The organism is Lapidilactobacillus salsurivasis (assembly GCF_054785215.1).
Map to the genome: position 1 here is coordinate 297,546 of NZ_BAAABI010000002.1, position 13,641 is coordinate 311,186.

Here is a 13,641-nt window from a genome sequence, read left to right on the forward strand (position 1 = left end):
TCCCGCCTTAATAGGACGAGATTCCCGTGGTACCACCTAATTTGAAAAGTTGCCTTTTCCACTTTAATGTTGTCTTCAATTGTTCTTCCAAAGTGATGCACCAACTATCAGAGCCTGCTGACCTTTCACTGGCGTCAGCTCGCTAAAAGGGATTCATCGTTAGCTTAGCTTTAGAATTTCACATAATAGCTATATCTTACTCGTTTTCTTCAGGAAAAACAATCGTTACGCCATCATAATTTTGATCAGGCGCAGCCATATTCTCCTCATCAGGCGCTGTGTCGGCTGGGCCATCACCATTAGTATGGCTACGATAATGGAAAACGGCCGCATCATCCGTCACTCGATCCGCAGGAACTGGTGGCACTTCTGGGACGACCGAACCTTGATTCAATGCCGCTGAAAATTCGGCAGCGGGATTTTCTGGTCGCACGGGGGCAGCTGGTGCCTCATCATTTTTTGGTGCTGGCGTTGTTGAGGCCTCAGGTGCTTGAGCTGGAGCCGTTGCTGCCGCTGATCCGGCACCACCACTAGGATGATCGTGATCGGGATCGCGGTCATCAAAAGGCTCGTCAAGCAAGGCGCCGACCCGATTGGCACTCTCTTCACCCTTGCCCAGCAATGTGCGCCACTCCGGCGTCTTGATCATGGCCAATTGCGATTCAAGCAAAACCTGAAGTCGTTGATGGAAAACGCGCGTATCTTTCTTCAATTCATCCGTTTCGATCGTCAAATGACGCGCCCGCTCGGAAGCATCTTGCAGAATTTGATTCGAACGTTCGGTTGCCTCAGTCAGCATTTGCTTCGACTGCTTCTCCGCATCCGTTTTGATCATATCGGCTTCATGCTGGGCATTGTTTTTGACCCGATCCGCGGCGTTCTGAGCAACAATGATCGACTGATTGAGCGCATCTTTCAAATCGGTGAAATAAGCAACGCGTTCCTGACTCTCTTTCAAAGATTGGGTCAATTGCTGATTCTTCTCCTGCAGCTCACCTAATTCAGTCGCTAACTGCGTCAAAAAAGGCTTGACCTGTTCCGGATCCCAACCACGAAATTTGCTTTCAAAACTCTTATTCCGAATATCATCTGGTTTCAGTGCCATCAAAGTTCCTCCTTATCCTTGCCCTTTTAATGGACGGCGCCGTAAAGTGCCGATTTCCAATTTGTAGTGGGCTTTACGCGTTTGCCCCAGCACATTTCTCAGCTGGACGCGTCCAAACTTTCGTACACTTAACATATCCAGCAAGTCTAGCTGGAAGTCAGGTTGGGTGACCGTCGTCCAATTAACTTGAACTTGCTGTGCTTCGATCAGACCCTTGGCCCGCTGCCGGGAAATATTGAACGTATCGGCCACGATCGTATCAAGACGCATCGAGCTGACAACCAGTGATTCCGCGACCCAATCATTGGCCGGAACGACCGTTTCAATGGCATTCATCGGAATGACACGGACATTGATCGAACCGATCTTGGTGATCTGCTCCACAAAAAAGTCGGCCATCGACGCGACCCCGAAAAACTGCCAACGTTCGCCATCGGTAATAATGTCACCAAACTGGCTTCGATCGATCCCCGAATTGATCAGGGTTCCCAAGATTTTCCCGTGAGAAAGTTCGGCAAATTTCAGCGGATACTTGATCTCGAATAATTGGATCCGATAATCCTCACTTTGCGGCTGGTAATACCCGGGTGCAAAAATAACCCGCTTACGCTCTGCCTGATTGTAACCACCGGCTTGCCAATAACGAAAACTCTCATCCAGCTTGCCAATGACCGTTTCAATCAAAAACTGTTGTCGTGGATCCAAGAAGTTGGTGAGAATAGGCCGATATTCATCGATTGCCTGATTTCGCCACTCATCGATCCGCTCAATGAACGGACGCTCCTCGGGTCTAAAATGTTGAAAAACGGCGCTATCCATCGCCACACCTCCTCAATACTTGCAGAACAAGCCTGTGGTCGGCTGACCCATCGCTTTAGAGTAACATCAAGATCATGTTACCTAGCCGGCCGAAAGCCCACTGCAGTCCAGTGATGATCAAAATTCCCAGGATCGGGGCAAAACTTAAGCCAAAGATCGAGGGCAAGATGCGTTCAATCGCACCTAATAAAGGCTCGACTAACCACGCCAATAACTGTCCAAACCGAGTACTCCGTGCGTTGGGGACCCAAGACATCAATGCGTAAATGACGATTGCCCCACTATATACGTCTAGTAAAATCCGAATGAGTGAGAATAGTCCCATAATAAAAGTTGTCATGCTATCAAATTCCTTGTTCGCTTTTTAGAGTATCTGTGATGGTGCCTTCAATTTCAAATTTCGGTGGCGTACACAGGAAAATTTGCTCCCCGACTCGTTGGATCTCGCCTTTCATCGCAAAAACAGTCCCGGTCAGGAAGTCCACGATTCGCCGTGCTTGACTTTCTTCCAGCTGACTGAAATTGACGATCACTGCCTGGTTTTCCAACAGATTAGTCGCGATCTCCTTGGCGTCAGCATAGATCCGTGGCTCAAAAATAACGATCTTGCGCCCTTGCGTACGATTCCCAGCTTGCGTCATCGGCACAACCTTCGCACTGTGACTTGCGGGCATTTCTGGTTGTTTGAAACCAAAGTCAGCCGTATTGGGCTCATTTGCTGCTTCGTATTCGTTGTCTTGGTAATCATCTTCATCATCTGTGATACCAAAGAAACGACTGATTTTCTTTAAGGACATGGTTCTTCACCTCATTACAGTCCGATCATCCGACTATTATTGACGACGACGCTTAAAGAACGGTGGCACGTCGTTATCTTCATCTTTCTTCTGCTCAGTTTGACCAGAGGCAGACCGAGATTGATAAACATCGAAATCTTGTTTTTCAATATCTTTGAATTGTTGGTCAACATTTTCACGTTTGTTAACATTGGTGGTCAAAATATTCCAATCACCAAATTTGCCGTCATGGTCCGCCTGGTTGGCCGCATTGGCCTGGTCGCCTGCTGCATTATTAGTTTGTTGCCGATTAGCGGTTGGTTGTGGGCGGCGCTTAGCACCATCCAACTCCTCGATTCCAGTCGCGATCACGGTGACCCGAACCTCGTCGCCGAGACTTTCATCGATGGCCGTACCCCAAAGAATGTTTACATCTGAGGAGGCAGCATCGGAAACAATTTGTGCGGCCGCTTCCATTTCGTACAAGGAAAGGTCAGGCCCACCGGTGATATTCAGTAAGACTTTCTTGGCACCTTGGATCGAAACTTCCAACAAAGGCGACGAGATTGCTTTCTTAGTGGCTTCGGCGATCCGATTCTCACCATTGGCCGAACCCACACCCATTAAGGCAGAGCCCTGGTTCTTCATCACATTGGTCACGTCCGCAAAGTCCAAATTGACGATCCCAGGTGCGGTGATCAAGTCGGAGATACCTTGGACACCTTGACGCAAAACATTGTCAGCTTCGTGGAAGGCCTCGTTCAACGGCGTCTTCTTATCAATGATCTCTAATAAGCGATTATTTGAAATGATGACCAGCGTATCCACATGCTGTTTCAATTCCGCGATGCCTTCCGCGGCGAAGCGACTGCGGTCTGGTCCTTCAAAGGTAAACGGACGGGTGACGACCCCAACGGTCAATGCGCCCTGATCTTTGGCAATCCGCGCGATAACTGGCGCTGCTCCGGTCCCGGTGCCGCCACCCATACCACAAGTGACGAAGACCATATCAGAACCTTTCAGTGCTTCTGTCAGAACCTCTTCGCTCTCCTCTGCCGCCTTTTCCCCGACTTCAGGGGTCGAGCCAGCACCTAAGCCACGGGTCAATTTAGGGCCGATCTGGATTTTGATATCCGCCTTTGATTTCGCTAAAACTTGAAGATCGGTATTGGCCGCGATAAATTGAACACCTTTGATGCTCTCTTCGATCATCCGGTCAAGCGCGTTCCCACCGGCGCCACCGACACCGATGACCTTAATTACTGGTCCTGTACTTTGTTGGGGATCCATTGCAAAATCCATACGTTTTCCTCCTAAATTCACTACATCATCGTTTTTTTATTGTCTTGCGTCTACAAAAGCCAAATCAATCAAAGAAGTTCTTGAAAAAGGCACCGATGCCCCCTGATTTATGGGGCTTGGCTGGCTTTTCTTCGGTTGAGGCTTCTGGTTGCGTGCCATATTGCCGCTCTTTCTTCTGCGGTTTCGCCTGATTTGGTTGCTGCGGAAGATCATGACTCATCGTCGCATCTAAGGCACCTTGATTGACCACACTGGTGACTAACAGTTCGATTTCGCTTAAGTTATTCGCATAGGCAATCAAGCCTAACCCGGTGGCGAAACCCGCATTGCGTAGCCCCATTTCTTGTGGCGAATATAAACGCACCGTCACATCCAACAAGCGCTCCGCTAAAGGCACCAAACCAACTGTCTCAGCAACGCCACCAGTCAATACCACCCCGCCCGGCAGCGCCAAAGCGTCAACTTTCGCCAAGTCGTGTTGCAACCGGTCAAAAATCTGCTCGAAGCGCGCTTCCAGAATCTCGGAGAGATAGGTTTCCTCAACTAAGACAGGCTCTTCTTTGCCAACCACTTCCACAGGGAACTTCTCGCCTGGCGTCGTTTGGTCTGGATCAGCCATGCCATAATCGCGCTTGATCTTTTCAGCATTACTAAGTGAGGTATTCAAGACAACCGAAACGTCCTTGGTGAGATTTAGACCACCTTCATCATCAACAGCCACATACTTCAATTGGTGATCATGGATCGCATAGGCAGTTGATTGCGCCCCGCCCATATCGATCAATACAGTGCCAAAATCTTGCTCGCCATCATTCAAGGCCAGCTGCGCCAAAGCCAGTGGATTTAAAACGAAGTGTTTCAAACGTAGGCCGACTTTTTGTAATACTTTCCGAATATTATTGATCACGATCCGCGGTACTGAATAGACGAATGCGTCCAATTCGACCCGCGTCGCGGACATGCCTCTGGGATCTGTAACGCCACCTTGACCGTCCACGATAAACTGTTCTGGCGTGATCGCCACAACTTCTCGTTCGGCCGGAATACTGTGTGACAAACTAGCCGTGGCCACATTGAAGACTTCAACTTCGCTGATCTCCTTTGGCTGTTCGGCAACGATGATCATGCCATGAGTTGGCTGGATCAGTAGATCCTTCGCTGGCACGCCAACAACAACTTGATCAAATTTCAAATTTGATTTGGTCTGAGCCTGTTGGACTGCTGTTCGTGTTGCCGTCACGACTTTATCGATATCCACGATCACGCCGTCTTTGAGACCCTGTGATCGCTCGCTACCAACGCCAATAACATTCAACTGTCCGTTGACAGCTTCGCCAACGATCACACGAATCGCAGTTGTCCCAATATCGAGGCCCACATATACTTGAGCTTTATCCATCCAATAAAGCCTCCTCGATTTCACATTTATTTATCATTCAAAAATTTCTAGTACTCCCTAAAGTTTACCACATCAGGCGCCAGTTAAGGAACTCATTTTCCTTGTAACAACCAAGAAGTTGCAACTTTTCGGTAAAAAGTTGACCCCACAAATCAGAGCCGACCTAATTTGCGGTGATCAACCTGGCTTGTGACCTATTTTTGCTGGGCGAAGGGGGTAAAGAACGCCCCGACTTCCAAATCGACGATTCCTTTTTGGGAGGTTTGGCTCACAATATTTCCGTAATACTTCAAGCGTTTGACCACGGTGCGCGAATCTGCGACCACTTCATTCCCATCATTCATGTATAAGTGGATCCGATAGGGATTGGCCTTGCTAGGATCAGACTTGATCTCCGAGATCGCATTTTGGATCTGCGTCGGGATCTTCGCGTACAAGGTAATCACCTTATTCAAGGCAACACCCGGTTTGAAATCCGCATAGATCGGGAAATTACCGATCGGCTTTGCCATGATTTGGGAATCTAATTTGCCATTGGCGAAAATCCGTTGATAACCTTGCTTTTTGGCGAAAAAGCCCACGGTCGGTTCCTCTTTGACTTTCAGTGCCACTTTATTCCAATTACTCACGACCACCCTGACCGAGTGCAACGCTGGCAACTGCTGTTTCAAACGAGTTTCAAGTTGCTTTTCTTGAGCCATGGTCACCAAGACATTGCTCTCAGTGGTGAGTTGGCTGGCGTCGATCACATCCTGAGCGGCGGTGATCTCTACCCCGCTGACCGAAACCAAGGCAACACGCGAGTAAGGTGAGACATAATACCAAAGTCCCACCAGACCCGTCCCGAATAACAGAAAAATCAAAGCCAGCCGCCAAGCAATCTGCAAAGTTCGGTGGCGATGATACTGCGGCAGTTTTTTCGTAACCGGTCGTGGCTGGTGCTTCTGTTGCCGTGTTTGGGTTTTAAGTTTGAACGTTTCCCAAACCTTGATCGCAGAGTTGGGGTCCGTGCGCGTGATGCTTGACTTGCTTTTGTCCTGAGCGATAGCCCCCACCTCCCAATAATTATGACGACTCGCTTGACTACAACGAGCCGGACTGGTTACCAAAAGTCAACTTGATCAACGCTTGGCACGAATCAGTTCTTGCATCACCGTGATCAGTTGATCGGCCGCGTCCGGTGTGGCCATCCGCAAGGCCGCCTGGTGCATTTGCTGCCACTCTTCTGAGTCTAACAGAATATGATCCGCGGTGGCTACTAAGGAGCGTCCGTTCAACTCGATTTCTGGCAGAAGCAAGGCCGCCTGCTTGTCAACTAAATAACTGGCATTATGATTCTGGTGGTCATGAGTGACATAAGGACTAGGCACCAAAATCGAGGGAATCCCTAAAGCAGTGATCTCGGCCAAAGTTGTCGCGCCACTGCGACCACATAATACCGAGATCTCCGGTAAGATCTCACTCATGCGATCCAAGTAGGGCACAATCTTGATATTGGTTTTCTCGGTGAGTGGGCCAACTTGGTCGTTGACCTGATCGAACAATGCCTGACCCGTGACAAACAAAACTTGATAGGATTTCTCCGAAAACTCGGGAATAGCCGCAATCACTGCTTGATTCAATGGCGCCGCGCCGCGACTGCCGCCGACGATCAGCAAGGTTTGCAGGTCCGTGCGCAACCCCAGACCTGCCAGCAGGCCTTGTGGTTGTAATTTTGCCACCGCTTGGGCCCGGGGGTTACCGGTCAAGACCAGTTTCTTCTTCTCGGAAAATTGATGGGCCGCTTCAGGAAACACATAAGCGATGCGATCGACATAATGTCCCAGAAACTTGTTAGACAAACCGGCAATCGAGTTCTGTTCGTGGATCACGGTGGGAATATGCATCCGACTAGCCATGTAAACGACTGGAGCACAAACGTAACCACCGGTCCCCACAACGATATCTGGTTGAAATTCTTTGATCAACGCCTTAGCCCGATGCAAACTCCGCCGAAATTTGGCAATCGTTTGAAAATTCTCTAAAGTCAGTTTGCGGCGAAACCCTTGGATCTCAATGGTCTCAAAGGGAATCCCCGCCGCGGTGACGATCTTGGCTTCGAGCCCATTTTCGGTCCCCACATAGAGCACCTCATCTAACAAATGTCGTTCTTGAAGGCGCTGGATCAACGCCAGTGCTGGGTAGATATGGCCACCTGTTCCGCCTCCGGAAATCATTAATCTCATGCTTCTGTCTCTCCTGCTTCTCCAGTCAATTGGGCGACGGTTTCAATGAAGAGATCGCCCCGTTCTTCGAATGTTTTGAATTGGTCCCAACTTGCCGCCGCTGGTGATAACAAGATCACCTCATTGGGTTTTGAGAGCGCGACGGCTTGTTTGGTCGCCGCGACCAAGTCAGACACTTGGACGATCGCCGCGATCCCCGCCTGTTGACCAGCCGCTTTCATCAAATCCGAAGTTTCCCCATAAAGCACCATGGCCCGTACGTGTTTTTTGAGCAGTGGCACCAACGCTTCGAAGGTAAAGCCCCGGTCAAGTCCACCAGCGATCAGTACGATCGGTTGGGCAAAGCTCTGCAAAGCCACTGTGGTCGCTTCAATATTGGTCGCCTTGGAATCGTTATAAAAACGGCGTTGTTGCCATTCTTCAACAAACTGGATCCGATGCTTGACACCGGCAAAAGTCTGCAAAACCGTTTGGATTGCCTGATTACTGACGCCCTTGAGTTTGGCAACCGCCACCGCCGCTAAAGCATTCTCCACATTGTGCTGACCCGGGATCTTGATAACGGCCACGGGGCAGATTCGTTCCTCCCGGAAATAAATCTGACCATCTTTGACGTAACTGCCCGCTGTGCTCTTGCCCAACCGGGAGAAAGGCACCACCTGGCCGCGCGTCCGCTGACTTAATTTCTGCCATTCTTCACTGTCCCAATTGACCACGAAATAGTCATCAGGCGTTTGATTCTTGACCAGGTTCATTTTAGCTTCGATGTAATTGTGGCGATTGCCATGATAATCCAAATGAGCTTCATAAATATTGGTCAAGACCGCGATGTGCGGCCGCAATTCTGTCACGCCAAGCAGTTGGAAGCTGGACAGTTCGGTCACCATGGTTTGACCTGGTTGGATTTTCTGGGCGACTTCACTGGCTGGGATGCCAATGTTCCCTGCCACATAAGCCTTGGTGGTTGGTTGATCCTGATTTAGCATTAAATTGATCAAGGTCGTCGTGGTTGTTTTCCCGTTGGAGCCCGTGATCCCAATCAGTTCACCGGCCAGCACCTCATAAGCCAATTCCGGCTCCGTGATGATCGGCAGCTTGAGCGCTTGCGCCCGCTTGACCATGGGATTGCTATAGGGAATTCCTGGATTCTTGACCATTAAGCTGAAGTCTTCATCCAAAAGTTCCACCGGATGTGACCCAGAAATAACCCGGATCCCCGCTTCAACTAACTGCTGGGCGTGAGGACTTTGCTCCAAAGGCTGCCGATCATTGACCGTAACAAATGCCCCTAATTTGTGTAGCAGTAAAGCGGCATGGAGACCACTCTTCGCCAGACCCAAAACAATGACTTTCTTATTCCGATAGGTACTGATTTCTTTCATTTTAACCGAGACCCTTCTCATTCCAACTCATTTGATACGTAAACGTGACAACTAATAACTGCCAGCGCTAAAAAACAAAGATCAGCAAGTAAGCGGCGGCGCTAACTAAACCGACCGCCCAGAACACCAGGACAACTTTTCGCTCCGACCACCCGCTCATTTCGAAATGGTGGTGGATCGGCGTCATCTTGAAGATCCGCTTACCGCGTAGCTTGAAGGAACCCACTTGCAAAATAACCGAGGCCGTTTCCAATACAAAAACCAACCCGATCAACAACAATGACCACGGGCGCTGCAACAGGATCGAGATCACAGCCAGGCCGCCGCCCAACGCCAAGGACCCCACATCACCCATAAAGATCTGAGCCGGCAGATGATTGAACAGGAGAAAACCAACTAACGCGCCAGCCACAGCATAGCAGATCACGCCCAGGGACATTTGATGTTCATGGAACGCGATCAGCCCGTATGTGAAGTAAGCAATCACGCCTAAGCCCCCGACCAAACCATCTAGCCCATCCGTCAAATTGACCGCGTTGGAGAAACCAACGAGCCAAACACCGACGAATAAAGCAAAGACAATCACTGAATGGCTAACGCCGATTCCTGGGAAAACGAGGCCCTGTTCGGGGCGATCGTTCAAATAAATCACGACGAAGATGATTGCCGTCAAGATCTGGGCCAATAATTTCTGCCAGGCCGTTAAACCCATGTTGCGCTTCTTCAGGAGCTTGATACCATCATCCGCGAACCCGATTGCACCATAAAGGACGATGACGAGGACAAATAACCAAACTTGCGTCCCTAACGAATGGGTCAACAGCGCCCCCATCAAAACGACCAAAATGATCGCACTTAGAAAAACCAGCCCGCCCATGATCGGCGTGCCTGTTTTCTTCATGTGCCATTTCGGCCCCTCACCGCGGATTTGCTGACCTTCGTCGTGATCGCGTTGATAGTGAATAAACATGGGTAAGAACAAGACGGTCAATGCGAATGCACTGAGCGCGCTAAGCAATGGAAATATCATCATTTACTCTCTTCCTATTATGGCTCTGCCAATTTGATAACGATCTGTTGGCCGGCGGTGATCACCGCCCCTGCTTTCAGATTCTGACTAGTGACGTAACCATCGCCCGAGAACTTAAAGTCGCCACCAGTTATCTCTGCTAATTTTAACACATCATTTTTAGACCAGCCAACTACATTTGGCATGGTCATGGCGCCTTCGGTCAAAAGCACCACCCGTTGTTTGGCGATGACCTTCTCACCGGCCGCCGGTAATTGCTGAACGATCTTGGAACCATTGCCCACCTGCGTCACGGTCAAGCCTTGATCTTTAGCCTTTTTCACGGCGGCGGCGCTGGCTAGACCGGTCAATTTGCTCATCTCGATTGAATTGGCGTCAGTGTCGGCGCTGGTCGTTCGATAATTCAAGGCCCGTTTCATTAATGGATTGAAGATTTCGGATAAAATCGAAATCGCATCCGCTTTAGTTATATCTGGCTGTTTCGCCGTCACGTACAAAATATATTCCGGATCATCGGCTGGTGCGATTCCCGCCACCGAATAAATATAGTCGTTGCTACCTGTCAAATACCCGCCTTTGCTACTGGCAATTTGCGCGGTCCCGGTTTTGACCGCGATCTGCTGATCATAACCGTCAATTTTGTACTGCTGACCGGTCCCATAATCCGCCTCAACCACTTGGCGCATGGCCGCGATCACTTGTTTCGCGGTATCAGCGCTGATTGGTGTCCCGAGGACTTTCTTATCATAATTGGTGACCTTGCCTTGGTTGCTGACAACTTTGCTGACAATTCGTGGTTCTAACATTTCGCCTTGATTGGCAATCGCACTGAGGAAGGACATCATTTGAACGGCGCTGACATTAACCGCCTGACCAAATGAGGTGATGGCCCGATCCAATGGCGTTTTGATCTGAATACTGCCACTGGCCTCGTTGGGCAAGGTGATGCCTGTTTTCTGGCCCACACGGAAACGATTCAGATATTCTTTCCACAACGTTTCTCCTAGCGCTTGCTCAATGTGAACCGCGCCGGTGTTACTAGACCGCGGAATCACCTGAGAAAAAGGAATCGTGCCCCAACCGACTTGATTCCAATCGCGGATCGTAGAACCATTGATGGTTACCGACCCTGATTGGTAAGTAGCATTAGGATTATACTTACCTGAATCAATGGCGGCGGCCAATAAAAGCACTTTGAAAACAGAACCTGGCTCATAGGCATCCTCCACCAGACTATCACGCCATTGTGTCTCCAAACCTGATTTTGTGGCCGCATTGAAGGTCGGTCGTTGGGAAGCGGCGATGATTGCCCCCGTTTTCGCGTTCATCAGAATGGCTGATAATTCCGTCGGGTCATACTTATCCTGCACATCTTGCAACAATTGTTCCAGATAACTCTGTAGCCGGGAATCGAGGGTCAAATAAACATCGGAACCATCTTCAGCTTTTTTGACGACCCGTTTCGAATCGGGCAATTCATACCCATAATTATTGAGCTTCGCCACTTGACGGCCGTTGACCCCAGTCAATTGCTTGTTGAAATACTGTTCGACGCCCATCAGTCCTTTCAACTGCTGGGTACTCTGCTGATTGGTTTGGTCCACGGTGGTTTTCAACTGGGCCAAACCGACAATATGGGACGCAAAGGTGCCATTGGGATAAAGCCGTGACGGTGTTTCGGTAAAATTGATCCCGGGCAACTTCTCGTCAGTGATCTTTTGCTTAATTTCCAAACTCAAATTACGACCAGCGGCCCCAAATTCGACTTGAAATTGATTCTGGTTAAGCGTCTTGGTAATCTCGGTCGCACTGATTTTCAGGTATTTACTAAGAACAGTGGCTGTTTTCGCCTTATCTTTAACGTAGAGAGGCCGGCCGGCTGTTGAGACTTGATTCTTGTCCAAAACCGCGTACAGAGTATAAACATTCGAGTCCTCCGCAACGGCATTGCCATTGGCATCATAGATGGTTCCCCGCCGCGCCTTGATCACCTGATCAAAACGATATTTTTTCTGGGTCTTTTTAGTCAAATCAACTTGCCCAACATGACCGCTGCCTGCAATATAGGCAAATCGGATAACAAAAAGCAGGAGAACGATGATGCTCAACGCGGCCAAAACTAGGCCAATCACCCCACGATTACGTTGCGTTCTCCTACTACTATGCTGTTTTTTACCCCGAGCACTCATTTGCTCATGTTCCTGACGTTGGCGTCATCGAAGCTTAGCCCGTTCTTCTTCGCATAAGCCGCCAGGCGATCAGAACTGCCCAATTCCCCGATCTCTTGTTGCAGATCAACGTTACTTGTTTTAGTTTTGCCGATTTTTGTTTGAATATCTTGAAGTTGGCGTTGACTGTTAGTAACGGTCACGCTGCCATGGACCAAGAAAACCATGAAGCCTAGAATCGCCAAACAAGACCCTAAGGCTAATAGTCGTTCCAAAAGGGAAAAGCGAACTTTACGAGAATATTGGACCGGAGCGGCTTGCGGCTCCAGTTGCGGCGTTGCTAATGGTGTTACTTCCGGTTGTAATTTTCTAACTGCATTATCATTCATATTCAAAAACCCCATATTTTGATTTACTAAAGATTGATCACAGCTGATTTTTTATAGTCGTTGGCGCTCGGCTACCCGTAAACGGGCACTATGAGCACGATGATTAGCGGCAAGTTCCGCCGCGTTGGGCACGATTGGCTTGCGGTTGACCAATTTCAAGATTGGCTGTAACTCTGCCGGCACCACTGGCAACCCTGGCGGCAGCTCAATTTCCGCATATCGTTTCATGGTTTGTTTAACAATTCGATCTTCCAAAGATTGAAAGGTGATCACACTCAGGCGCCCATGGAGTGCCAGGAGGTCGACGGCTTGTTCGAGACTATCTGATAAGGCACCGAGTTCGTCGTTGACCGCGATGCGGATCGCTTGAAAAGTCCGTTTGGCTGGGTGCCCACCAGTTCGCCGAGCGGCTGCCGGAATGGCTGTTTTGACCAATTCGGCTAATTCCGTTGTGGTGGTGATCGGTGCGATGGCTCGCTGACGTTCAATCGCGCGGGCGATCGGCTTGGCAAAGCGTTCGTCGCTATATCGGTTAATGATCCGGACAAGGTCTTGATAGGACCAGTCATTGACCACGATCGCGGCAGTCAACGTTTGACTTTGATCCATCCGCATATCCAGCGGCGCTGTTTGTTTATAGCTAAAACCACGCTCACCTAGGTCCAATTGCGGCGAAGATACGCCTAAATCGTAGAGCACACCATCGACATGCTCGATCTGATAGCTGGCCAGAACCGACTGCAGCTGGCGGAAATTGGCATGGACTAAAGTGACTCGTTCAGGCTCCTGAAAGCTCGGATCGGTGGCCAGCAAGCGTTCTCCGTTTGCTAATGCCATCTCGTCTTGATCAAAGGCAAAAACACGACCACCATGAAAGCGGCTGAGTAATTCCCGTGTATGGCCACCACCGCCGAACGTCGCATCCACATAAATCCCCCGATCATGAGGTGCAACACCAGTTACGGTTTCTTCTAATAAAACTGTTTGATGGTTAAACACTTGAACCCTCCTCGCTTACTTGACTTGCATGTCTTTACCTGGTTACC

General features: G+C 49.5%; 13 protein-coding genes. All 13 read right to left on the reverse strand.

All coding sequences use genetic code 11. The annotated features are described in order from the left end of the window. Positions 1-196: 196 nt before the first annotated feature. The 13 genes from ACYVSB_RS03320 to rsmH all read right to left on the reverse strand — a co-directional run bounded on the left by ACYVSB_RS03320 (position 197) and on the right by rsmH (position 13,594). A complete protein-coding gene (locus tag ACYVSB_RS03320) occupies positions 197-1,105 on the reverse strand; it encodes a DivIVA domain-containing protein (RefSeq protein ID WP_461218415.1) in 909 nt (302 codons plus the stop codon). Between the two features lie 12 nt (positions 1,106-1,117). Continuing rightward, positions 1,118-1,924: a YlmH family RNA-binding protein gene (locus ACYVSB_RS03325; protein WP_125599252.1), complete on the reverse strand. Its 807-nt coding sequence runs from the start codon at positions 1,922-1,924 to the stop codon at positions 1,118-1,120. A 55-nt stretch (positions 1,925-1,979) separates the two neighbouring features. Continuing rightward, positions 1,980-2,264, reverse strand: a complete 285-nt coding sequence (locus ACYVSB_RS03330) for a YggT family protein (protein WP_125599249.1) — start codon at positions 2,262-2,264, stop codon at positions 1,980-1,982. A gap of 4 nt (positions 2,265-2,268) precedes the next feature. Further along, a complete protein-coding gene (locus ACYVSB_RS03335; RefSeq protein WP_461218416.1) occupies positions 2,269-2,721 on the reverse strand; it encodes a cell division protein SepF in 453 nt (150 codons plus the stop codon). A 36-nt stretch (positions 2,722-2,757) separates the two neighbouring features. Next, a complete protein-coding gene (gene ftsZ / locus ACYVSB_RS03340; RefSeq protein ID WP_461218417.1) occupies positions 2,758-4,002 on the reverse strand; it encodes a cell division protein FtsZ in 1,245 nt (414 codons plus the stop codon). 64 nt (positions 4,003-4,066) lie between these two features. Further along, positions 4,067-5,401, reverse strand: coding sequence for a cell division protein FtsA (gene ftsA, locus ACYVSB_RS03345; RefSeq protein WP_461218418.1), 1,335 nt, complete (start codon positions 5,399-5,401; stop codon positions 4,067-4,069). A gap of 194 nt (positions 5,402-5,595) precedes the next feature. After that, on the reverse strand, positions 5,596-6,456 hold the full coding sequence (locus ACYVSB_RS03350) for a cell division protein FtsQ/DivIB (protein WP_164511135.1): 861 nt from the start codon (positions 6,454-6,456) through the stop codon (positions 5,596-5,598). Positions 6,457-6,522: 66 nt separating this feature from the next. Beyond that, positions 6,523-7,626: an undecaprenyldiphospho-muramoylpentapeptide beta-N-acetylglucosaminyltransferase gene (gene murG, locus ACYVSB_RS03355; protein ID WP_461218419.1), complete on the reverse strand. Its 1,104-nt coding sequence runs from the start codon at positions 7,624-7,626 to the stop codon at positions 6,523-6,525. After that, the gene (gene murD, locus ACYVSB_RS03360; RefSeq protein WP_461218420.1) at positions 7,623-9,008 is read right to left on the reverse strand and encodes a UDP-N-acetylmuramoyl-L-alanine--D-glutamate ligase; all 1,386 of its coding nucleotides are present in this window, start codon (positions 9,006-9,008) and stop codon (positions 7,623-7,625) included. The genes murG and murD overlap by 4 nt, the downstream gene beginning before the upstream one ends. 67 nt (positions 9,009-9,075) lie before the next feature. Further along, the gene (mraY, locus tag ACYVSB_RS03365) at positions 9,076-10,038 is read right to left on the reverse strand and encodes a phospho-N-acetylmuramoyl-pentapeptide-transferase (protein ID WP_461218502.1); all 963 of its coding nucleotides are present in this window, start codon (positions 10,036-10,038) and stop codon (positions 9,076-9,078) included. A gap of 17 nt (positions 10,039-10,055) precedes the next feature. After that, on the reverse strand, positions 10,056-12,227 hold the full coding sequence (locus tag ACYVSB_RS03370) for a penicillin-binding transpeptidase domain-containing protein (RefSeq protein WP_461218421.1): 2,172 nt from the start codon (positions 12,225-12,227) through the stop codon (positions 10,056-10,058). Then, the gene (gene ftsL / locus ACYVSB_RS03375) at positions 12,224-12,595 is read right to left on the reverse strand and encodes a cell division protein FtsL (RefSeq protein WP_164511134.1); all 372 of its coding nucleotides are present in this window, start codon (positions 12,593-12,595) and stop codon (positions 12,224-12,226) included. The genes ACYVSB_RS03370 and ftsL overlap by 4 nt, the downstream gene beginning before the upstream one ends. 51 nt (positions 12,596-12,646) lie before the next feature. Then, entirely contained in the window at positions 12,647-13,594 is a 948-nt protein-coding gene (rsmH, locus tag ACYVSB_RS03380) for a 16S rRNA (cytosine(1402)-N(4))-methyltransferase RsmH (RefSeq protein ID WP_125599221.1), read from the reverse strand. Positions 13,595-13,641 lie beyond the last annotated feature (47 nt).

Coding starts and splice junctions, on each gene's coding strand:
- ACYVSB_RS03325 (WP_125599252.1), bottom strand. CDS start 1,924: ATGGATAGCGCCGTTTTTCAACATTTTAGACCCGAGGAGCGTCCGTTC.
- ftsZ (WP_461218417.1), bottom strand. CDS start 4,002: ATGGATTTTGCAATGGATCCCCAACAAAGTACAGGACCAGTAATTAAG.
- murD (WP_461218420.1), bottom strand. CDS start 9,008: ATGAAAGAAATCAGTACCTATCGGAATAAGAAAGTCATTGTTTTGGGT.
- ftsA (WP_461218418.1), bottom strand. CDS start 5,401: ATGGATAAAGCTCAAGTATATGTGGGCCTCGATATTGGGACAACTGCG.
- ACYVSB_RS03320 (WP_461218415.1), bottom strand. CDS start 1,105: ATGGCACTGAAACCAGATGATATTCGGAATAAGAGTTTTGAAAGCAAA.
- ACYVSB_RS03330 (WP_125599249.1), bottom strand. CDS start 2,264: ATGACAACTTTTATTATGGGACTATTCTCACTCATTCGGATTTTACTA.
- ACYVSB_RS03335 (WP_461218416.1), bottom strand. CDS start 2,721: ATGTCCTTAAAGAAAATCAGTCGTTTCTTTGGTATCACAGATGATGAA.
- ftsL (WP_164511134.1), bottom strand. CDS start 12,595: ATGAATGATAATGCAGTTAGAAAATTACAACCGGAAGTAACACCATTA.
- ACYVSB_RS03370 (WP_461218421.1), bottom strand. CDS start 12,227: ATGAGTGCTCGGGGTAAAAAACAGCATAGTAGTAGGAGAACGCAACGT.
- murG (WP_461218419.1), bottom strand. CDS start 7,626: ATGAGATTAATGATTTCCGGAGGCGGAACAGGTGGCCATATCTACCCA.
- mraY (WP_461218502.1), bottom strand. CDS start 10,038: ATGATATTTCCATTGCTTAGCGCGCTCAGTGCATTCGCATTGACCGTC.